22 protein-coding genes are annotated in these 22657 nt (G+C 44.7%); 20 read left to right on the top strand and 2 right to left on the bottom strand.

Annotation, left to right across the window (positions count from 1 at the left end; all coding sequences use genetic code 11):
• Positions 1-1271 precede the first annotated feature (1271 nt).
• The 16 genes from DWY79_RS10425 (at position 1272) to DWY79_RS10335 (ending at position 14315) form a co-directional block, all read left to right on the top strand.
• Positions 1272-1886: a TetR/AcrR family transcriptional regulator gene (locus DWY79_RS10425; RefSeq protein WP_065537820.1), complete on the top strand. Its 615-nt coding sequence runs from the start codon at positions 1272-1274 to the stop codon at positions 1884-1886.
• Positions 1887-1983: 97 nt separating this feature from the next.
• On the top strand, positions 1984-3090 hold the full coding sequence (locus DWY79_RS10420) for a site-specific integrase (protein ID WP_065540254.1): 1107 nt from the start codon (positions 1984-1986) through the stop codon (positions 3088-3090).
• Between the two features lie 64 nt (positions 3091-3154).
• Complete coding sequence (locus DWY79_RS10415) at positions 3155-3919, top strand: hypothetical protein (protein ID WP_117721676.1); 765 nt, start codon at positions 3155-3157, stop codon at positions 3917-3919.
• A gap of 98 nt (positions 3920-4017) precedes the next feature.
• Positions 4018-4989 (top strand): hypothetical protein, encoded by a 972-nt coding sequence (locus DWY79_RS10410; protein WP_122369315.1) that lies wholly within the window; start codon positions 4018-4020, stop codon positions 4987-4989.
• Positions 4990-5068: 79 nt separating this feature from the next.
• Entirely contained in the window at positions 5069-5431 is a 363-nt protein-coding gene (locus DWY79_RS10405) for a hypothetical protein (RefSeq protein ID WP_004328536.1), read from the top strand.
• A gap of 497 nt (positions 5432-5928) precedes the next feature.
• Positions 5929-6261 (top strand): hypothetical protein, encoded by a 333-nt coding sequence (locus DWY79_RS10395; RefSeq protein ID WP_032535954.1) that lies wholly within the window; start codon positions 5929-5931, stop codon positions 6259-6261.
• Positions 6262-6339: 78 nt separating this feature from the next.
• Complete coding sequence (locus tag DWY79_RS10390) at positions 6340-6930, top strand: T6SS immunity protein Tdi1 domain-containing protein (RefSeq protein WP_032535959.1); 591 nt, start codon at positions 6340-6342, stop codon at positions 6928-6930.
• Positions 6931-7010: 80 nt separating this feature from the next.
• Entirely contained in the window at positions 7011-7433 is a 423-nt protein-coding gene (locus tag DWY79_RS10385; protein WP_004329681.1) for a hypothetical protein, read from the top strand.
• A gap of 47 nt (positions 7434-7480) precedes the next feature.
• Complete coding sequence (locus DWY79_RS10380; RefSeq protein WP_117721674.1) at positions 7481-8059, top strand: hypothetical protein; 579 nt, start codon at positions 7481-7483, stop codon at positions 8057-8059.
• Positions 8060-8323: 264 nt separating this feature from the next.
• Positions 8324-8521 (top strand): hypothetical protein, encoded by a 198-nt coding sequence (locus DWY79_RS10370; protein ID WP_117721672.1) that lies wholly within the window; start codon positions 8324-8326, stop codon positions 8519-8521.
• Positions 8522-8531: 10 nt separating this feature from the next.
• A complete protein-coding gene (locus tag DWY79_RS10365; protein ID WP_117721671.1) occupies positions 8532-9083 on the top strand; it encodes a hypothetical protein in 552 nt (183 codons plus the stop codon).
• 30 nt (positions 9084-9113) lie between these two features.
• Positions 9114-9956 (top strand): AraC family transcriptional regulator, encoded by an 843-nt coding sequence (locus tag DWY79_RS10360; protein ID WP_117721670.1) that lies wholly within the window; start codon positions 9114-9116, stop codon positions 9954-9956.
• 31 nt (positions 9957-9987) lie between these two features.
• A complete protein-coding gene (locus tag DWY79_RS10355) occupies positions 9988-10890 on the top strand; it encodes an RteC domain-containing protein (RefSeq protein ID WP_004326095.1) in 903 nt (300 codons plus the stop codon).
• A 104-nt stretch (positions 10891-10994) separates the two neighbouring features.
• On the top strand, positions 10995-11354 hold the full coding sequence (locus DWY79_RS10350; RefSeq protein WP_011202389.1) for a helix-turn-helix domain-containing protein: 360 nt from the start codon (positions 10995-10997) through the stop codon (positions 11352-11354).
• Positions 11317-13389, top strand: coding sequence for a bifunctional DNA primase/helicase (locus DWY79_RS10345; RefSeq protein ID WP_117887886.1), 2073 nt, complete (start codon positions 11317-11319; stop codon positions 13387-13389). Before DWY79_RS10350 ends, DWY79_RS10345 begins: the two co-directional genes overlap by 38 nt.
• Before the next feature lie 407 nt (positions 13390-13796).
• A complete protein-coding gene (locus tag DWY79_RS10335) occupies positions 13797-14315 on the top strand; it encodes a dihydrofolate reductase family protein (RefSeq protein WP_004326099.1) in 519 nt (172 codons plus the stop codon).
• A 97-nt stretch (positions 14316-14412) separates the two neighbouring features.
• Here DWY79_RS10335 and topB read toward each other — a convergent pair whose 3' ends face one another.
• Positions 14413-16500 (bottom strand): type IA DNA topoisomerase, encoded by a 2088-nt coding sequence (gene topB / locus DWY79_RS10330; protein WP_117887885.1) that lies wholly within the window; start codon positions 16498-16500, stop codon positions 14413-14415.
• Between the two features lie 25 nt (positions 16501-16525).
• On the bottom strand, positions 16526-17842 hold the full coding sequence (locus tag DWY79_RS10325; protein WP_117721666.1) for a DUF4099 domain-containing protein: 1317 nt from the start codon (positions 17840-17842) through the stop codon (positions 16526-16528).
• Positions 17843-18786: 944 nt separating this feature from the next.
• On the opposite strand from DWY79_RS10325, the gene DWY79_RS10300 reads away from it, so the two are divergent.
• The 4 genes from DWY79_RS10300 (at position 18787) to DWY79_RS10275 (ending at position 22653) form a co-directional block, all read left to right on the top strand.
• The gene (locus DWY79_RS10300; RefSeq protein WP_004309980.1) at positions 18787-19413 is read left to right on the top strand and encodes a Crp/Fnr family transcriptional regulator; all 627 of its coding nucleotides are present in this window, start codon (positions 18787-18789) and stop codon (positions 19411-19413) included.
• Between the two features lie 155 nt (positions 19414-19568).
• Complete coding sequence (locus DWY79_RS10295; protein ID WP_004309979.1) at positions 19569-19979, top strand: hypothetical protein; 411 nt, start codon at positions 19569-19571, stop codon at positions 19977-19979.
• Positions 19980-20925: 946 nt separating this feature from the next.
• Positions 20926-21627, top strand: coding sequence for a DUF6088 family protein (locus DWY79_RS10280; RefSeq protein ID WP_004309978.1), 702 nt, complete (start codon positions 20926-20928; stop codon positions 21625-21627).
• A 9-nt stretch (positions 21628-21636) separates the two neighbouring features.
• Complete coding sequence (locus DWY79_RS10275) at positions 21637-22653, top strand: nucleotidyl transferase AbiEii/AbiGii toxin family protein (RefSeq protein ID WP_004309977.1); 1017 nt, start codon at positions 21637-21639, stop codon at positions 22651-22653.
• The last annotated feature ends 4 nt before the right edge of the window (positions 22654-22657 follow it).

Here is a 22657-nt window from a genome sequence, read left to right as displayed (position 1 = left end):
CCTTCTTTTTCACGACACGGCTCTCTGGCTATAAAAGCCAACGAGCGTAAACGGGGAGCGCGAACAAGCTGCCACAACCGCTTTTTAACACGATAAACGTCGCTTTTTAACGAATATATACGTATCAACCTACACATATAGCTGTATCAACTCACACATATAGCAGTGTCAACCCACACATATAGTCGCGTCAAGCTACACATATAGTGGCGTAAGCCTACACATATATAGGCATCGGCCCTCAGATGCGGTAGCGTTGGGCATTTTTACCGCCTTACGACCGTAAAACATGAACTAGGGTGAATTATTTCGGCTGGAACGAAAGGCCATTTTTCAGCAAACAGCTATCAAACAGAGAATTGCTGTTTTTTTCTCTCGAATTTGGAAGCGAGACTCACTTGGGTACGGAATAATCGATTCTCCGGGACTTCAGATTACAAGTTGTCAAAAAGACAAATGGGCCACTTGTATCTATAGTTCCTCTGCCATTTCCCGATAACCATCGGGGAAGAGACGGTTAATGTATAATTTATGCCTTGTCAGGTGAATAACTTACGGCTTGTCAAGTGAATAACTTACGGCTGGGGGTAGCCGTAAGCTTACGAGTCTGGAAGTGGTTAGTTATTCACTTGGGAAGCCTTTCTCAAGTGAGTTGGCCTGTTGATTAACAGGATATAAGACAGCGATTTATATGGCAATGGTTATCCCATGATCTCATCTGTTGGCCGACTTCTATATTTCTGTAGGTCGACTTGTCTTAGGTTGCCGGCTGAAATGAAATATAGATGAGCCTGAAGATACCCCCACTGATTATCGGGTGAGCCGAATTTTCTTCTGATAAGGCATTGGAGACAAGACTTATAAGCAATAAAAAAACCTACAAATCAGCGATTTGTAGGTTTTTGTCCACTTACTCTCTTGTTTTGTTCAGTAGGTTCTGCGGAAAGACAGGGTTTTGAACCTATAACTCTAACCGCTTATATTTCAGCTACTTTGCTTTCAAAATTTCAAATAGGTAACGAAACAGTAACGATTTTCAACCGTTAAGCCTGTCCAACTTTGACCGCTGTTTGTCTGCCTAACTTTCGGGTTCAAAGATACGGCATTCTTTTGAAACTCGCAAATATCTGATAATAAATATTTTTGGGTTAGTGCAAGGTGCAAGCTATATATATAAATATATACTTGCACCTTGCACTAAAAAAAAGCACTGGGGTACAAATGGTTAAAACAAAATCCGTATCTTCGTAACCGATTAAAAACAAACGTGTATGATAATAACTAACCGTGAAGAAGTAATAGATAAAGCGTTCGGAGTATTTGTCAGGATGAACTACGAGAAAGCAAGCATCATCACGCTTGCCAAAGCCTGCGGAGTGACAAAAACGGGCATCGTTTATTATTTTCCGCACAAGCTGGATTTATTCATGGCTGTGGCAGACAAATACGTGCTAAAAATGCACGAACCGGGAAACAAGTTTGCCGCTCCTGCCGATACGTTGGAGAAGTTCATCGGGCAATACGTGGCGGGGGTAGCCGCTTCCATGAAAAGGATTGTTGAACTGATTGACGATAATAGCAGCCCGCATGATTGTAGCCCTAACTTCTACTACTTTCATTTCCTGTCACAAGTGCGTATGTACTATCCGGGCATCAGGCAGAAAATTGAGAAAATCTACCGACAAGACTATGACCTATGGGAGAAAGTCATACAAAAAGCAAAAAACAGCGGGGAAATCAGAAACGACACGGACGTGAAGAAAACGGCTACCATGTTCCGGCAAATGTTTTTAGGACTGTCATACGAACAAGCATTTCTGAACGGTCTAAACGTGGACGAACTGGCAGAAAACTTTCGCTATATCTATTCGCTGCTTAAAGCCTGATACAGTTTTGTTTTTTTAACTTCTATTATTTTTGAACGTATGTTCAAAATGTGGCGTTTTTGTTTTATCTTTGGAGCATGAAGCAAAATTCAGCGACATGGATAAGGTTCAGAAACAAAGAGGAAGCATCGTGCTACACAAAGAAACAAGGGACGGTGCAGACTACATACGGATAGAATATGCGAACAGTCAGGCTGTAACCCAACTGCTCGCCCAAGACACGGGTATGGAAATGGCTGGCAACGGCTCTGCATACATGGCATCAGCCGCTTTCAGCCTGCCGGATTTCTACGACCGCTATTCGCCCCACGCCTATATTGATTACAGCCGGGTTTACGTGCGGCATCCCAAACCTAAAAGGGAATACACACTGCCGAAAGGCTACCTCGAACTGCTGGAACAGAAGCGTTACAGCCCCTCGACCGTCAAAACATACCGTGCCTATTTCAGCGACTTCATGGAATATCACAAGGGACGGAACATCGACCGCCTGAAAGTGCCGGACATCAACAAGTACATACTCTATCTTGTGAACGAGAAGAAAATCTCGGTGTCGCAACAGAATATGCGCATCAATGCTATCAAGTTCTATTACGAACAGGTGAAAGGCGGCAAACGGCAATACTACGGCGGTATCACCCGTGCCAAAGAGTACAAGAGCCTGCCCGAAGTGTTGAGCAAGAATGAAATTAAGCGCATCCTTGCACAAATTTCCAACATCAAGCATCACTGCATGATTTCGTTGGTTTACTCTGCCGGACTTAGAAGAAGCGAATTGCTTAACCTGACCCCGCAGGACATCAACAGTGAAACAATGTCGGTTCGCATTATGGGCAAGGGGAAGAAATGCCGTTATTCGCTCCTTTCACCCAAGTTGCTGGAAGAACTACGGCACTACTTCCGGGAATATCGCCCACAAAAATGGTTGTTTGAGGGCGAAACACCCGGAGAGCAATATTCGGCAAGTGCATTGGTGAAAGTGCTGAAAGAAGCCGCACATCGTGCAGGCATCAAACACCGTGTACACGTACACATGCTGCGCCACTCCTTTGCCACACACTTGCTGGAACAGGGAACAGACCTGCACACGATACAGGAATTGCTGGGACACAACGACATCAAGACCACAACCATTTATCTTCATGTGTCAAGTGCCCATAAAGCAAAAATCCCTAATCCTCTTGATACACTGGATAATTCGTGAGGTGCAGTTATAGAAGTGTAGGAACGACACCATAAGGTGCGGTTATAAATAAATTAGTTGCAATATGAAAAGAGTAATTATACTTTATGTTTTATTCTTGCTTTCACCTTATATTTTTGCACAAAACTATAAGGAAACTATTCAAACAGAGATTGATGCAATAAACAAAATGCCTTTGAGAATTGCATACCTTGTTCCTTTAGATAGTTTAGGAAAAGTAATAGAGGATGAATATATGGAATTTGATCAAATCCATTCATACAAAATCTTAGATGATGGTCAAATTAAGAATGCCAATATATTGTTCACTATGTATTTCGATAGCGATAACAATATTAGGAAAGTATTTAAGCGATGGGCTGACGGGGGTGCATTGCATAGTATCGCATATTATGATTCTAATGGGCGATTGATATATGGGGTATATAATAGAGGAGATGAAACTCACGGAAAGTTGTATGCTGACGCTCCGGGTTTTCATATAGAGCATTTTCCTGAAGAGAATGAATGTAATGACTGTTTTGAAGCATACCTATTCTTATCTACGAAATGCATGGAAGCTCAGTATAATATAATATTACAAAGCCCTCCAAATGCTAAAAGGACGATTTTTACGCCACAAGTTGGAAATAGTGCCATACTATGCAGTTCTTACATTTATTCTTTGCCTAATGGAGAAAAAACTACCAAAGGCGAAGATGGTATAGCAGTCAATTTTGGAATGCCTGTTGTCATAAGTAATTTAACAAATGACTGGTGCAAAATAAATTCCATTTTTAATGCTCCTATAGGTTATATACCTATTCAAGACATTGAAATCATTAAGTAAATATAGTCAGCAACTAACAAGGTCGAGATAACAGCTTAACGCTGTTCCTCACCAAACCATTAATAATAATTGAGTTCGTAAAAAAAGATTCACATAAAATGGAAAGAATAAAAACAATAGCATTTAGAGGTGGCAACGATTTAATTGCCAATTTACAGCTATGTATTGACCGGATTAGTTGTACTATTCCTGATGTCATGAATCGTATATCAGGTCAATATAATGTTAGATGTGTGTTTGAAAAGGTTGAAAACCAATTAACCTTTAGTGATTCCATTTTAGGCGAACTAATAAATCAAACTTATTTTGGGAAAGTCTATATAAATGATAAGTCAGATATACGATTGCTTTCTCCGAATAGTAGTTTGTCTGAACATAAAATAGATTTTAGCTTACAAGGAGAATTTAATATAGGTGTTAAGATTTTTAAGGACAAGCCTGTTCACACCTTGCCCGCTATTGATGTTCTTCCAATACCTGTTGAAATTATCACTATTTACTTCTATTTTTCAGAAATGAAACTAAATGAAAATTTGGTTTACTCTATATCTGACAAATACTTTGATTCTTATGATTATCTCGGCTTCATTCTTGTGGACTTAGCAAAAATGGAAGAAATAATAACTCGAAAATATGGCAATCGGAAGTTGGACTTAATAGACGAATTTTCCAATACAGAGCTAATCGATGAACTGTTCAGCCAAGAAATAATCATGATAACTTGGGGTATTCATCCCTATTCTTATCCGATTTACAGTTCTGAAAATGTTGATTCTATCCGTCCTTTATTGGGGCGAGAGTATAAGCAAGAGGGTCGCTTTTACATCAAGGAAGACATAAGAGAGTTGAGTTTAATTCCGGGCTACGAATTAAGGACGTGGCCGGAATTTACACAAAAAGAATGGACTAAAATATCATTGAATGGCAAAGGAAAAATAGCACACTTAACTCCTTATATCCTTGAAGATTCTGAATTTGAAACAGTATTAGTTTCATTTCTAATTCATAGAAGCGAGGGGTGCTTAAAAGAAAGTATTCCTCTGCTAAATGTGAATCTTTTATACGAATAACATTGTAATTATTATTAACGAGCCAAGATAGCTGCTGAACGCAGCTCCTTGTCAAGCCATTAGCAATAAAATTTGAAATATGGATAAAGACGAGATAATATCAAAATTAGGATGGTTTACTCAAATGAAGTCTATACCACCCTTAACTGATAAATTCAAAACAGAGCAAATTATCTTTTTTGAAAATATCATCCATTTCTTACAAGATAATGGATTGACAACTAAAGAAATACTAAAAAAAGGAGAAAAGCCTACAGATAATACTGAAATAAAAATTGGAGATTTAACGGAAGAGGGATTAAAGTTTTATCTGTATGGCATTAGAAAATGGCGACAAAAATACGATAGAGCAAAAGACGGGATTAAAGCAATCAATGACTTTGCTTTTATTGAAAAGAAATTAAAAGAATTTAGAAGTAAAAATATTGCTAACAAAGCGTGATAACGCCTAACAGCGTTCCCCGCTTAGCCATTAATGGTAATAAGGTATATGATAGACTATTTATATTATAGGTTTTATAGATTATGGCTTCATTCTTCTGTATCGGAAGGAGCCACATTTTTGGCAATGCTTTTGTTTTCGGTCATGTTAAGTACAAATGTATTAACCGCATGGGGTATATTAACCCAATACGGAATCATTGATTATCCGTCCGATACTCAATACTATATCATTGAAGGCAGTTTAATAGCATTGCTGTGTGGCAGATTTTTCTTCAAGAAAAGGTACAGAAGAATTATAACCAAGTATGAGGATGAAAACTCTGTGCAACGTAAAGTTGGAGTGTGGGCACTTACTGTATATATAGTGGCAACCTTTACTTGCTTTTTCATAGAGGCATTGCACAGACAGGGAAAAATATAATTTACCATTAACGAAGCAGGATAACGGACAAGCCGTTCCCTGCTGAACCATTATGAACAATTAGAGTACACGATATGAGAAATGAAATTTTACAGTTGAAAGATTTGGGTCGTATGCCTAATGAAAGCATCAATGATACAGAGAGTATTGATGAATTAGTAAATACTTATGATGCCTTATTAGAACAAATACAACTTCCCATATCATTTGATGAAGCTATGGTGTTGGTACAAATCTTTCCTGAAAATGCTTTTTATGATTTGCAGTGGAGTTTATTAAAACTTGTAGAGTCTGTTTGCGTTGATGATGAGAATAAGTATATTCAGTTAATAAACTCTTGCCCAAGCCAAGAATGGCGGGACACTCTAAATGCTCGCTATGCAAATTATAAAAGGCACAAGGGGTAAAGTAAGTTCATAACAAGCCGGGATAACGGACTAACGCCGTTCCCCGCCAAGCCATTATCAACCATAAAGCGCATAAATATGTACGAAGAATTTTTAGAAAAGAGCCTCAATAATAAGAGGCAGGCAGTAGATGATACTTTTATTGCCAAATACGCCGATTTGTCCTACCCCGAACTGAATACTTTATGGCAGGAAGTCGGGCTGGGCAGTTATTGTAATGGGCTGTTTAAGCTTATCAATCCGTCCGATTACCAAGATGTGATAAACTCCTGTTATGAGAAGGAAGATGACAAATCGTTTCTGCCATTCATGTGTACGGCTTTCGGCGATGTCTTTGCCTATGTAAAGAACCCAAGACTGAATAATTACGTTGTTTATCTGAATGTCAGATACGGAACATATTTAATACTTCCTGCCAATCTTCGTGCAATTTTTAATAAGGTAATGGTAAATCAAAGTTTCTTGAAAGGTTGGTTTGACTTAGAAAATTATCCTGTAATACAAGAGAAACTCGGAACTCCCGACAATGACGAATGTTTCGGGTATTCCCTACTGTTGGCTATGGGAGGAAGTGAGGACATTGAAAACATCAAGATAGTCAAGACTATTCCGTACATTGACATCTGCACACAAACAATCGGTGAATTTGAAGTTGCAGATAAATATTGAGTATAGAACTGGTTGATAACAACGCAGGATAACGGACGAGCCGTTCCCTGCTAACCATTACCAACAAATAGCGTACATATATGAATGATGTAACAAAAGTAAGAATAGTATATGAATGTAGCATAATAGGTATTGTTTTGCTGACATTCTTAAAAGGTATGTTCCCATACATGGGAGCATGGTGGCGAGTAGCCCTTATTGCTTCACTTGTAGGATTGTGGTTTTCACTATCTTATCTGAAACAGCATAATTATAAATGGGGGTTCAATTACATAGGAAATCATTTATACATTAACCTCTTATTGAAAGTACAGAAGTGGTTTCAGAACGCTACAATCATAGCCTTATTGATACCTGTATTCTTAAAAGACCTCTTGTATAATCAATATTGCTTAGTAGCATATATATTGCTTGTAGGTATGTTCTTGGGCGTGAAGCTGGCTACTTACACAGTAGAGTACGCTATATATAAAAGTAAATTCATTGGTAACAAGGAAAGATAACCCCTGAATGGTGTTCCTTTCCAAACCATTAGATGTAATTATATGACATGAAAATCTATGAGAATAAAATATTGAGAATACTTGGATTTATTTTTATTTGGATTTATGTATTCGGTGTGGGCATTTGCTTTGCTGCAAAATGGTATGCTATTGGAATATCAGGAGCTATCTTATTGGTTGTTTGGTTAAATTCCGGACTTATTGGTGATACTATTTATAAATATAGAGTAAAACAGGCTACAAAACAAATAAAAAGGTATGGAATACAATTATTTGTTGATTTAAACCAATGTAAAGTCACTACACAGAAATGGAATACCAAGAAATCAAGGATGCAAGAGCCTATCTTTCGGATATTCCATACATGGGAAATCCAATTTTGGAATGGTGTCAGTGGCTATTTATTCCCTGACATTTATCATAGTGAACAAATCGTGTCCACTACAATATACACCGTAACGTACACAACCAAATACAATGGAAAGACAAAAACATTTCGCAGTGATGTAATCTTGAAGGAAAAAGTTTCATTGGAAATACTATTGCAACACTATGAAATGACAACGATTTACATAAATCCGAAGAATGACAATCAATATTATTTTGATTTGGATTTTCTAAAATAGATACAGCTAACAACGCAGGATAACGGCAAGTCGTTCCCTGCTAACCATTAAATAAACAATGAGTTCGCCTACTATCTTTTATAATCTTGGGAAAATTACAGTTTGGCTTTGGTACAGACTGATTAAAAAGAAGAAATTCAAATACAAGGATATGATATTCCAATATCCGGGTTGGTTGTTTTGGGTTATCGGCTTGGGAATTGGAGTATTAATAATAGTATGCGGTTATTTTCTGCTTATCCGGCTTGAAAACCAAAGAACAATATGAGTAGCCTTATCACAGCAAAGAGATTTGGAAAAGTTCTAATATGGGTATGGAACAGATATATAAAGAAAGCCGCCATTCCTTTTGAAGAACTTGATTTCCATTACCTCGATTGGGCTTTCATTATTACAGGTTGTATCTTTTTCGGGGTTGTGGCAGGTGTTACCCTGCTTTATTTTGCTTTTATAAAACAATAGACTATTAACAATGAAAGCCCAACTAAAATACCCGATATTCAGCTTTGCCCCCAAAGGCAACATGATATACGTGTTTCGCAAGGAAGAACTGTACACAACGACCAATACCAAGTTGTTGAAGAAGCGGAAGAACTACATTGTTGTGGATGCAACCGGGACGAAATATGTTGAAAAGGGGGCGCACAAAGTGAAGTGGCAAGGGATGTTGGGATATTGTATCAGGATGCAGGGACGTGTGATTTCCATTGAATACGAGTACGGGGACAACCCCGAACCGTTCCCGTTACGGAAACTGCAAGAACTGGTAGCGGAACGATACCCCAAGACACGGTGGTTCAAGGAAGAATGCTGGAACAGCGCAGACGAGTTCCGGCAAGTGATTTTCGCCTGCAAGACCTTTGAGGAAGTGGCGGACATACTGATGCCCGAACGAAAAACGAGCGTTTGGCAACGCATTGAAGAATATTTCCTGCGGGCAGGTTTTCTTATGCTTGCCGCCATGTTCCTTTATCACGTGGTTTGGCGGCTAATCCAAAAGGTCTGGCTATGGGCTACCGGGTAACGTACAGGAAACAAATCAATTTATTCAGATATGGAACAACGGATTACACCACTATTGCTTCCCACTCCCGAAGCGGAGTTGGAAGCGTCCTGCAAGGAACTGGACGAAAAGGTAACATGGCTGCTGCACAACAGCCGGAAAATGGACAACTACTTGGAACTTGAACCGTTCAGCAAGGACGGGCGGCTGTGCGCCCACGTGTGCGACACGCTCAAAAGCCTGCCGGAAACGCCGACACTGGCGGCATACAAGGACTACAAGGCAATCATTATCCTGCTGGGTATGTCCACCACCCATTACGCCATACTGGACGAACTGGCGGAACAGCACCGCAAGCGGGACGAGATACCCGAACTGACCGCCTACTGCGATGCGCTCCACTGGATGCGACCGGGACGGCAGTACCTCTGCAACGTGTACAACACGGTATGCCACGCTTTCCACCTGCTACGGAGAAACCCGGTAAGGGACAACCGCCTGCTGGTGACGGAAAAGGAACTGCGCCACGCCGAACGGATGCTGCCGGAGCTGGGCAGGCAGACATTCACCGAAATGGTGCGTCTGAAAGGCTACATGGTCTATGATGCCGAGCAACTGGCGGACAAATGCGGCATGGAATACGGCTCGTTCCGACGGAAGGTAAAGAAAATGACCGGGTACACGGCTAAGGAATGGGTGATAAAGGAGCGTGCAAAGGACGTGGAACACTACCTGAAGAACACCAACCTCACGCTTACGGAAGTGGCGTTCACCACCGGGTTCGCATCGACATCGAACCTGAACGACTTCTGCAAGGCTTACTTGCTGGACACACCGGGCGAGATACGCAGAAAAGCGCAGGAAACAAGAAAATGCACAGTTACAAGAACGTAATGTGAAAAATCAAGAATAAAACAGATTTTTTATGCCCGTAACTTTGTGCTTCATAAAAGATAAGCACAAGGTTATGGAACATAAGATACCGTTGGAAACATACTTCGCCGGACTGCTTCAAAAAGTGGAATGGCAGATACAGGAATACGAGGACACCGCAGCGGACACGCTGACGCTCTGCCGCCTGTGCGTGGACTACCTGCAAGAGATACTGGGCGAACTCAAAAACTTTATAATCTCCTACCCGTTCGCCAGCACGGAAGAGGAAATACACTTCTTCAAGGAACTGAAACCGCTTTTAGCGAGCAAAATCATCTATTACAACACCGTTTACAAGATAGAGGTGCGCTTCCCCAGCGGCAGCGAGGAAGTGCAAAGGGACTACCTGCTGTCGGAAACCGACCGGATTTCAAAGTCGTTCCAGCGGAACTTAGCGTTCTACCAGTACCACCGAACGAAAGCCACCTACTTGGACAGGCAGTATTTCATGCGTGGGAAGCCTGACATACAAATCATCGTGGACAGTTTCTATTACGAAACAGACCCACAGTTCAGCACCAGTCACGATTTCAAGGTAGCCAAGATTTTAGCCAACGAACTGCTGGAAATATACCTCACCAACCGTCTGCACGAGCTGGAACGCCGGGAACAACGCAAGCGGGTGAAGAACGGCTTCATGGGAAAGGTGTTGCGCTGGACGGGGACGAAAAGGGCGTTGGTGGAACTTATCTACGCACTGGACGCCTGCGGCTGTCTGAACAAGGGGACGGTTGATATTAAGGAGATTGTAGCCTACTTTGAATACGTGTTCGACATCGACCTCGGCGACTTCTACCACACCTACATGGAACTAAAAGCCAAGACCAAAGACCGAACGGGCTTCCTCTCCACCCTGAAAGACAGGTTGCTGATGCGCATGAGGGAGCAGGATTAGGCAACCGTGCTTTAACAAAATTTATTTCGCCACAGGTGGGTACATCTGTGGCGTTTAATTTTTCAGGACACCCGAACTTTGCGGCAAATCAATCAGTTACCGTTATGGAAATAATAACATTCGAGTCCAAAGCCTACAAGGAACTGGACAACAAGATTACCGCCATTGCCGACTACATCTTCAACCACATGGAAACGGCAAGGCAAAGCGAGGAAGACATGTGGGTGGACAGCTACGAGGTCTGCACGTTCCTGAAAATAAGCGAAAAGACCCTGCAACGCCTGCGGGTGTCGGGAACTATCGCCTATTCCAACATCAGGGGACGCTACTTCTACAAGGTCAGCGAGATACGCCGGATGCTGGAAGAACGCCTGATAAGGAGCAACAAGGAGAACATCGACAACCTGATAACCAACCACCAGTTGTATGCTAAGGAAAGAGGAAATCTTAGAAAGAACAAGTAACGGGCTGGCGGTGTTCAAACACTACCTGCCCGGCAACTGGCGCATAGGTCGCAACTTCCTTAACCCGCTGTACGAGGACAGCAAGGCTTCCTGCAACATCTATTTCGACCGCCGGGGCGGTATCTACAAGATGAAGGACTTCGGCAACGACAGTTACAGCGGCGACTGTTTCTTCCTCGTGGGGCAGTTAAAGGGGCTGGACTGCAACCGGGCGGCTGACTTCGTGGAGATACTGGAAATCATCGACCGGGATTTGGGCTTGGGGCTGGCTTCCGGCATTCCGGTTTCCGTTCCCCCGGCAACCGTCTGCCGGGCAGTGCCGGACAAACCCGAAGAAACGCCCGAAAAGCCCGTCAAGCCCTACCAGTTCCGGGAACAGAAGTTCCCGCTTGCCGAACTGGTGTACTGGCAACAGTACGGCATCACGCCCGAACTGCTGGAACGTTACAAGGTCTGTTCGCTCCGGGAATACAACAGTGAAACGGCAGAGGGCAAACCGTACACCTACACTTCATCGGTGGCAGAACCCATGTACGGCTACAAGGGCAAACAGCACATCAAGCTGTACCGCCCGTTCTCCACGCCCCGTTTCCTCTACGGCGGCAGCTTCGGCGAGAACTACTGTTTCGGGCTGGAACAACTGCCAGCCAAAGGCGACACGCTATTCATCACGGGCGGCGAGAAAGACGTGCTTTCGCTGGCGGCGCACGGTTTTCACGCTATCTGCTTCAACAGCGAAACGGTGACGATACCGCCCACGCTGGTCTATCGGCTGACGTTCCGCTTCAAACACATCGTCCTGCTCTTTGACATGGACAAGACGGGCAGGGAAAGTTCATGCAAGCAGGAAAAACTGTTGGAAGAATTTGGCGTGAAACGCCTGCTGCTGCCGCTTCCGGGAACGAAAGAGGAAAAGGACATATCCGACTACTTCAAAGCCGGGAACACCCGTGAAGATTTCCTGAAACTGTTTATCGAATTTTTAGACAACCTGTATAGCGATACATTGATTATGCTTAAATCGTGCGAGATAGATTTCAACAACCCGCCCGCCAAAGCGCAAGAGATTATTTCGGCGGGTGACGTTCCGTTAGGAACGCAAGGCAACCTGTTCGGCATCACCGGGGGCGAGGGAACGGGAAAGAGCAATTACGTAGCCGCAATCGTGGCGGGCTGCATCTGCCCGGCTGGTGCGGAAGTAGATACGCTGGGCATACAGATAACCGCCAACGGCAGGCACAAGGCGGTCTTGCTCTACGACACCGAACAGTCGGAAGTGCAACTGTTCAAGAACGTAAGCAACCTGCTGGCACGTGCCAAACAGCCGGACAAACCCGATGAACTGAAAGCGTTTTGTCTTACCGGTATGTCACGCAAAGAACGCCTGAACGCCATTGTACAAAGCATGGATAAGTTCTACTACCAGTACGGCGGCATCCAGTTGGTCGTCATTGACGGCATCGCCGACCTTGTTAAGAGTGCCAACGATGAAGCGGAAAGCGTGGCGGTGATAGATGAACTTTATCGGCTGGCGGGTATCTACAACACGTGTATTCTGTGCGTGCTGCACTTCGTCCCCAACGGTTTGAAACTGCGGGGACATTTGGGCAGCGAGTTGCAGCGCAAGGCGGCTACTATCCTTTCGATAGAGAAAGACGAAGAACCTACCCAGTCGGTGGTAAAAGCCCTGAAAGTAAGGGACGGAAGCCCGCTGGACGTGCCGCTGATGCTCTTTGCTTGGGACAAGGAAGCCGGGATGCACGTGTACAAGGGCGAGAAACCACGTGAGGAAAAGGAGAAGCGCAAGGAAAGGGAACTGGTGAATGTCGCACGTGACATCTTCGGGCGGCAGACACGCATCACCTACATAGACCTTTGCGAGCAGTTGCAGCAGGTATTCGACATCAAGGAGCGCACCGCAAAGAGCTATATCCGCTTCATGCGGGAAAGGGACATCATCACCAAAGACACGGCGAACCAAAGCTGTTTTGTCATCGGTTCATATCATCTTCAAAGGAACGCAAGCTGCCCGTAGGCGTATGGGCTGAACTTGTGTATTTTTAGGTGCTTGTGTCCTGCCCTGTTGTGATAACACGGCAGGATTTTTTCTGTTTGCACGTGATTTTTCAGGGTATTTGCTTAACTTTGCAGAAGTTACACGAAAAAAGTAACGGCAGTTGGACGGCGGTTGCCGGAATATTGCCTTTATATATAACATATACGTTCGCCGAACGTCCCGATGCGAAAACTGGCACTTTTCAAAATGTGGGGATATTCAGCGCAGGATATGCTATGCGTTTGTCATAGCGTGGCTGCACTGTTTCCACATTTGGGTATGCCAGTACCTCGCATCGAAACAGCGTCATGCCACGCTTTCTTTTTTGGGGTGGCGGCTAACGTGCCAAGACAGTAGGGATTTATATCACTTTAATACCTGACAATATGGAACAAATCAAAGCGCACATCGCCGTATCGCTGGACGGGCATACCGCCACGCCGGACTATGAACTGGACTGGATGCCCCGTGAGGTCAAGGAACTGGCGGCAAGGGAACACGCCGCCGCAAGCTGCCTGCTTATGGGGGCGAACACCTACAACTACATCTTTGAACACTGGGGCGGGTGGCCGCACAAAAGCAAACGGTCTTTTGTGGTGTCACACTACGACACCAACGTGACGCCGGACTGCGGGGTGGAGTTCCTGACCGAAGAACCGCTGCAAAGGGTCTATGAACTGAAACAGGAAACCGACATGCTGGTGGTGGGTGGCGGCAAGCTGCTTACTTCATTGATTAAAGCCGGACTGCTGGACAGCCTGACAATCTACACCGTCCCGGTCATGGCGGGCAAAGGCATCGGTTTTGTCGGGGAAACATCCGGCTCGCTGTGGAAGCTCTCGGAAAGCAGGGTGCTGGATAACGGGGTGGTCTGTTCGACCTACCTGTTTGGCGGGAACATATAAAAAATGCGCCCGGTTTCCCTCCGGGCGCAACCACTAAAATTTCAATTATTATAAGCTGTAAAACCTATCACAATGAAATTTCAGCGGCAAAGATAGGCTATTTCTTCGGTTTCGCTTTCTTTTCGGGGAATGAAAAACCGACATTGAACTGCTCGTCCAGTACCAGCGAAGCATCGAAAGCCTTGCCGTTCTTGCCCTTGAAGCCCTTGATTAACCCGGTCTTGCGTTTCGTCACCAGCTCGACAATCTGCTTGTCGGAAAGCTGCTTGTCGCACTTGTTGCGGAATATGGTAAGCGTGCAGTCCACGTTGGAACACTTCGCCACTTTCGGGTAGAACAGGATGCGCCCGCTGCCGCATTTCGGGCAGGGGCAGGTTTCACCAGTAGCAACAGATAGCTGCACCGATAGCAGTTCTGCGGTGATTTGCGTTGCGTACACCTCGATGCCCTTCCGGAACGTGTCGGCATCCATGCTTCCCGCTTCTATCTTGGCAAGGGCGGTTTCCCACATGCCCGTCATTTCGACATCGGCAATCTTCTTGTCCTTAACTATCTTGTAAACGGCAAGCCCCTTGTCGGTAGGCACAAGGTTCTTCTTCTCACGCACGATGTACTGGCGGGCGAACAGCGTTTCGATAATCGCCGCACGGGTGGCGGGCGTGCCTATCCCGGCATCTTTCAGGCTGGCTTTCAGTTCGGCATCTTCCAATTCCCTGCCTGCGTTCTCCATTGCCGCCAACAGGCTGCTTTCCGTGTGCAGCGGTTTCGGCTTGGTCTGCTTTTCGAGCAGATCCACGCCGGAGAGTGGCAAATATTCTCCCTCTTGGAGTGGCGGCAGGCTGGCGGCTTCTTCATCCCCGCCCGTTTCCTGCTCGCCGAACACGGCACGCCACCCGGTTACTTTCATCACAGACCCTTTCACCGTGAAGTCGGTATCTCCCCCTGACAGCAAGGCGGTGGTAACGTCTTTCACGCACTTGCCCGAAAAGGCTTCCAGCATACGCCCGGCTACCAGCTCGTAAACCGCCCGCTCGTCTTTGGAAAGTTCGCCGGGCAGGTTCTCGGTAATGATTAAGGCGTGGTGGTCGGTCACTTTGCCGTCATTCACGCTGCGGCGGTTCAGGGGTGTGCCGTCCAGCCCGGCGGCATACCCGGCAAAGCGGGGGTATTGCCCCAGCAGGGCGACACGTTCCGGCATTTCATCGAAAACGTCCTCCGGAATATAGCGGCTTCCGGTTCTTGGGTAGGACATCACTTTCTTTTCATACAGGCTTTGCGCTATGGAAAGCGTCTTGTCAGCCGAGAAGTTCAGCTTCGTGTTCGCTTCCTTTTGCAGCGTGGTAAGGTCGTACAAAAGCGGCGGTTCTTGGCAGGCTTCTTTCCTCTCAACGGATTTAACCACAAGTTGCCCGGCATCCTTTACCCGTTGCAGGACGGCTATGGCTTCGGGCTGCTGTTCCCACTTGGCGGTCGATTGGGCGGTAAAATTTATTCCCCCGCTGGCGGTCGCCGCTTTGAGTTGCCAAAACTTGGCGGGTACGAAATTCTTGTTCTCCAAATAGCGGCTGCATATCATCACGAGCGTGGGTGTCTGCACCCTGCCCAGCGAGAACACCCCCTGCCCGGCGGCAACGCTCAACGCTTGGGTGGCGTTTATCCCTATCAGCCAGTCCGCTTCGCTGCGGGACTTGGCAGAGAGGTAGAGGTTATCGTAACGCTCTCCCGGCTGCAAGTTATCCAGCCCCTCACGGATTGCCTTGTCGGTAAGGCTACTTATCCACAGGCGCACAAATGGTTTCCGACAATTCAGGTAATGGAAGATATAGCGGAAGATTAACTCACCCTCACGTCCGGCATCGGTGGCGACAATAATCCGGTCGCACTGGTCGAACACTTCCTTTATCACTTTCAACTGTTTCAGCACGCCGGGGTCTGCCTTGTAGCCTTTCTCCGCTTTCACCTGACGGGGGATTAGCTGGAAATCGGGCGGCAGTATGGGCAGGCTCTCCCGGCGGAAGTTCGCCACGCCGTAGGCTTCCGGCATGGCAAGCTGGATTAAGTGGCCGAACGCCCATGTCACCATATACCCGTTGCCGGAAAGATAACCGTCATTACGCCCGGTCGCACCGATGATGCGGGCGATGTCCTTTGCCACGCTGGGCTTCTCTGCTATCAATGCAATCATAATTCTTTACTTTTTAAGGTGGGTACTACATTTTCATTCCTCTGGACTTCTTGGGCTTGTCCGCTTTCAGGCTCTTGTCCTGCGCCTTGTCCTGCTTCTCTTTCTGCTTGGCGGTGGGCTTGTCCTGACCCTGTTTCAGCGGCTCTTTGCCCTGCTTGGTGGCTTCGTTGGTCTTGCCCCCCGAATTGACCGCTACCTGCGTCCGGCTCTCGGCGGCGGGGGTAACGTCTTTCGGCTGCACCTTGTCGGGGGATTTGCCCTGTACGCCGGGCTGCACATGACCGTTGAACTCAACGCCCTTTCCGTCCTTTATCCCGGCTACCTGCTGTTCTGCGGGCTGCTGTCCCTGCTGCAAGAACTGGACGGCGGCACGGGGCAGGAACTCCAAGCCACGCTCCACCGCACTGACCTGCAAATAGGCACTGCGCTTCGTGCCGTCCCTGAATTGCAGGTTTTCCATTTTCACCGCTTGCCCGGCTTCAAAGGCGGCTTTCTGCTCCGGGCTGACTTGCACGCCGCAAATGGTGTCGGGGCATTTCCACTTGTCAGCCCGCATATACTCCAGTTCGTGCGTGTACCTGTCCCGGCTGACGAACACGGGGATTTGCTCGCCGCTTTTCGGGTCTTTGATTTCAGCGATGCCGCCCAAGTTGCCAGTGCCTTGCAAGTTGCCCTGTTCCTGCTTGGTGAACCCGTGTTCATGGAACGGGCGTTGCAACAGCTTTTCGTCCTGCTGCACGCCGTGCAGCTTGGGTATTACCGTGCCGTCCTTTGCCTGATAGAAAGAGAGCTTGACATCGGTAGGTTTGAGGTAGAAGCCGCCCACCGTCCCCGAAACGGTGTAGGTATTTCGGGACTTGTAGCCACGCATCACCCGGTCGAAGTCCTTCGTGTTTTTCAGGGTGTCGGCGGTGATGCCGACTTTTTTCAGGTTCTCCCAGTCGATTTTTGCCGGGTCGAAGCGGTAACCCTGCTTGAACTCGTGGAAGTCGGGCTTCGGAACTCGAAGCATTTCAGCCCGCTTGTCGCCCTCCGGTGTAGGGTTGCGGTGGTTTTCCTCGATTGCCTTTGCGTCCTGCTCCGCTTTGGAAGCCTTGACGCTGAACAGTTCCAGCCCGGAAGTGTCCTGATACTTGCGGTAGAAGTTGGAAATGAAGTTGCTGAACACATCGCTGTTCTTGTCCACCTGCATGAACTCGCCACCGTGTGTCGGCGGTACGGTCTGCAAATTGCCCTCCTTGTTGATACCCTTAACGGCACTCACCTTGCCCTGCTGTTTATCCAAGACCAGCAGCACGTCTTTTTCCTGCCCCTCTGCGGGCGGGGTCATTCTGTTTGCCATAAATAATTGGAATTTTAGTGGTTACGGGAATAGTCCCGCCCAAAGGTAGCGACTAAATATGCTATATTTGGACGGGCGGCAAGGGCTGTCCGAATTTGTCCTGCGGTGTCCCGATTTGTCCGGGTGGGATGAAATTCCGCAACCATTGGTTGCAGAATTGAAAAGGGCATAAAAAAAGAGAGTGAATGATTTCACTCTCTTTCGATGAACCCTTTGTGAACCCTTTGGTCGTTTTTTGAAATAGCTAAAACTCAAGTAATTTGCATATTTTGCAAAAGAAAATCATTCGAGTATGAACCATATGTGAACCCTTTAATGGATTAGCGGGGAACACTGTTTAAGCGTCATCGCGCTTCGTTAGTAATCTGTTATTGCACTCGTTTCAAATCCCCGATAGATTGGAGTGACATTTCTATGTAGGGAATAGTTTTTAGAATATGGATGTTATCTATTGCTTCTTTACCACCCAATGCCAATGCCGATACAAGACATGGAGATTATAGAATAAAAATAATTCATCTTTCCTATTATCAGTCATTTGAATATTTTCTGTTTTTCTCTATTTTTGCCATTTTCTGTTATTCAGTACACTTTGAAATATCATTTTCTTTTGTACCTTTGCATCCGCAGAAAACAAAAGAAAATCAACTATTTAGTGTAATTACCCGGTTACGGCACCTAAATCGAGATAAAACCTCTAAACAATGGCAATGTTAGAAAATAAAACGAAAGAAAACCCCAAGCTGGAGCAAAATAAGCTCTCGGACGGTAGAATAAGCCTTTACTTAGAGTATTATTTCCTCCTCAAATTATTAAAAGTAATACTGTCAAAAAGAAATACCTTTTATTCTTACTCTTTTCGCCAGTACTTATATCTTGCAGTCAACAGAAAAAAGTTTAGTACGGTTTGGATATATAGACAAAAAACAGACTAAACTCCAAACATGGAAATTCAGATATTTTTTATACATTTCTCTTATATACAAATGATAGCCGAATTCAATTCATATATGAGTAACATAGACATAGACTTCTTCAAGGAGTTGTGTCTGAAACATGGAGAGTTACGACATTATAAAAAGAATGAGTTTATTCTCCATGAAGGTGATGCCTGTTCTTTCTTCGGGTTTATCTTATCAGGCGTAGTCAAATACAGTTGCACCAACCGGACAGAAAACAAGCCGTATAATGTCGGTTTTTCCTTTCCAAATGAATTTATAGCCGATTATCCCACTTGCTTATATGGCATGAAATCAGAATTGAATATACAGGCGATAATCCCGTGCGAGATTTACATCTGTTCTTCTACATTCTTACAGCAAAAATTCAAGGAAAATAATGAAAACCAACGGATAGCCCGTATTGCAGCCGAACAGATGTTTTTCCAATCATATTCACGTTATTTGGATTTATTCAGATTCACACCGGAAGAGCGTTACCTCCAACTTTTAAAAAAATGCCCTGCAATCCTTCAAATGGTATCACTAAAAGAAATAGCATCCTACCTTAAAATTACACCCATACACATGAGCCGAATCAGACGCAAGCAAAGTTTTGACAACAAAAAATAAACATAGGTTTAGAAATTTACATTCATAACAATATTCCAAGAGTATCTTAATCTGCCAAAGAATTCTTCTTTTTATCTTTGTCTTATCTTTGGTTGGTTCAACGAAGAGACAAAATAAAGATTGAATGAGTTAAACAAGAGATTAAAAAAAAGAATATGAAAACAAAAGAAATTCTTGGAATACTTATGCTATTCCTCTGTACATTCAGCTTTATAAGCTGCGACGATGATAATGAACAGACAAATGAATTAACCCCCGAAGCACTTTATCAGACTTCATGGCGTGGAACAGGGCATTGTGAGGCTTGGACAGTACAAAATATGGGGGTCGGTATGCAATTTGTAGATACTCGGAAAGGGAAAGTAAATTGGGAAGGTTACGATGAAATTGATATTACTTATACAATAGAAGGGAAATATATCACATTTAATAGCAATGCTTTATATTTGGGTGGAGCCCCTTGGATTATCAAAAGCTATACCCAAAAACATATAACCATTATACAGAATGAAATTAGTCCAGATAAAGAGAAAGTAGCTACAATTGAATTAGAGAAAATAGATTAAACTGAATCATGGGAACATTAAGTTGCATAAATGTATGCTACAACAGAACAATGAGAACCGTGAGATTTGCAAATTGAGCAAAGAAAGTCATAAATACCTTGTAAATAAAGGAAAAAATGCAGATTCATCTAATATTCCTTTATGTGCTATTATCGGGCTGGTCTATGGGCTGAAACACAAGGAAAAGAGATTCACCTTGTTCTTTTGTATAGGATTGGTTATTGGGTTAGGATGAGCAATTTATATGCTACTGCTAATAAGGTCAATGTAAATCAAAGGAATATGAAACTGAAATATATATTGAATGCTATACTATTTGTTTTGGCATTATCTTTTTTGTCTATGTGTATATTTAAGACTACAGAGTTAAGTTTAAAATGTATGCAATTTGCTGTATCTATCTCTTGTATAGGAGCAATGTTTTCTACAAAAAGATATAGATACATATTTGCATCTATTGCTTTAATCATTATAGGAATATCTTTTTCACTTTAAATGTCCATAATAACGATAATGATTTGATTATTGAATGGTATAATAATAGTCCAGTCTACAGATAGCGACTAAAAACGGGGGCAAGGGATGCCCGAATTTGTCCTGCGGAGCTTGAAATTATCCGGGTGCGGTAAATCTCCAACTGTTGGTTGGAGATTTAAAACGGGTACAGACCGAAGTTAATCGCTTGCTTTAAACGAGCCATTTGTGAGCCATTTGTATATATTGTTTTCGGCTTATAATCAACAGTTTTACAAAAATCGCATTATACTTGTGAGCCATTTGTGAAGCGTTTATGAAGCGTATGGCAAGCCTTTGATTGAGTTTCCGTTATTCTCCTATTATCAGGTGACACGACAAAAAGAAAACATCTTCGGCAAAATCTTTGTTATGTTTTTGCAGGTGATTACATAATATACTATCTTTGCAGATAGAAACAAAGGACATAAATATGGCTTCATTCAGGAAAGAGATACTTGGGCAGATTGAACGGATAGATACCGGGCGTATATTCACGTTCCGGGATTTGTCGTTTGAAACGGAAAAGACCGCCAATGTTGCGGTGCTACTTTCCGAACAGAGCCGCAAAGGGGTACTGGTACGGGTTGAAAAGGGGGCGTACTACCGTCCCAAGAAATCAGTGCTGGGGCTGGGAAAGCTGCCTGTCTATCAGGATGAACAGTTCCGCTACCTGACTGAAAAACTGAACGGCTATATCACGGGGGCTTACATCTATAACAAAATGGGGCTGACCGAACAGGTAGCCACAACCATAACGATAGCCACTCCTAACCCGGTTCGCCGTTTCCGTTTCAAGAACTTGGATATAGAGTGCGTGAAAGCCTACTGCATGGTCTATCCGGATGAAAGCCTTGTCCCGTACTTGCGGCTGCTCGATGCGATAAAGGACATGAAGCGCATACCCGGAACAACCGGGCAGGACATCTACAACCGGGTCAAAAGCCAATATTTCAACGGGTACAGCCTGCCGGAACTGGAAAAAATCGTATCTTTGGCGAAAAGTTACCCGCCACGTGTCAGAAAGGTGGTGGCGGATATACTGGGCGACATCAGACAAACCGTATTGCAAACGGAAATGGCAAAGACCATTCTTCCCACGACACGGTTCAACTTGGATTATAAAACAGCATAGGACAGAAATATGAATTTACATTCGGACAAGGAAGCGTTCAAGGAAATCATCGCACTGGCGGCTGACCATTTCGGCTACGAGCAGTCGCACGTGGAAAAGGATTACTGGGTATCGAAGATACTGCGGGATATTTCCATGTCCGAATATGCGGATAAGACCTACTTCAAAGGCGGAACTTCACTTTCCAAAGCCTACGGGCTGATAGAACGTTTCTCGGAAGATTTGGACTTGTTCGTGTTCACGGGTGATAAAGGTGCGTCCAAGCAGGCAGAAAAGACATTGAACAAGAAACTTTCCAAATACATAGCCGAACTCAATAGCGACATATACAAGGAAGATTTGTCGGAAACGGGCGGTAATTACCGTAAACTGTATTTCTCGTATGACAATGTATTTCAAGGCGTGGGACTGAAAGAACATTTGGAAGTAGAGATAAAATCCTGTGACCTGCCGGACAAAAAACTGATGTTCTACCCGGCGGACAAGCGGGTTATCAAACCGATTGTGACCGCCTTTCTTGAAAGCATCGGGCAAGAGGAACTGATAAGCACCTACGGGCTGGAAAGTTTTGAAACGCAGTGTATCAACCCCCGAAAGACTATCTGCGACAAGGTTTCAAGGCTGGTAAAGCTGTCTTACAATGAGGATGCAGCCGCACTGTTGGCAAAGCATATCCGTGACGTTTACGACTTGTCGGCACTCTACCACAATCAGGAATATAACGATTACCTACATTCGGAAGATTTCTTGGATGCCATGTACCGGGTGACGATAGAGGACGGACTAAATAAAAACTCCCGTTCGCACTTGTCGCTGGCTGATGCACCGATATTCAAGGATGCCGAAGCGGTCATGGCGTTACCCGAAGTGGCTACGGCGTACACTACCGATTTGAAGAAACTGACTTTCGACAAAAGCAAGATGCCGCCGATAGGCAAGGCTGTGGAAGCATTGAAGAACCTGCACGAAATATTAGTGCGTTTTGAAGCCTACCGCACCAAAAAGCAAAATGAAGAACAACCGTAAAGCT

Origin of the sequence: Parabacteroides sp. AF27-14 (assembly GCF_003635425.1) — a bacterium.
Lineage (GTDB): Bacteria > Bacteroidota > Bacteroidia > Bacteroidales > Tannerellaceae > Parabacteroides > Parabacteroides distasonis.
Note: the sequence above shows the minus strand (reverse complement) of the source record. Positions and strands in the feature narration are given on the sequence as shown.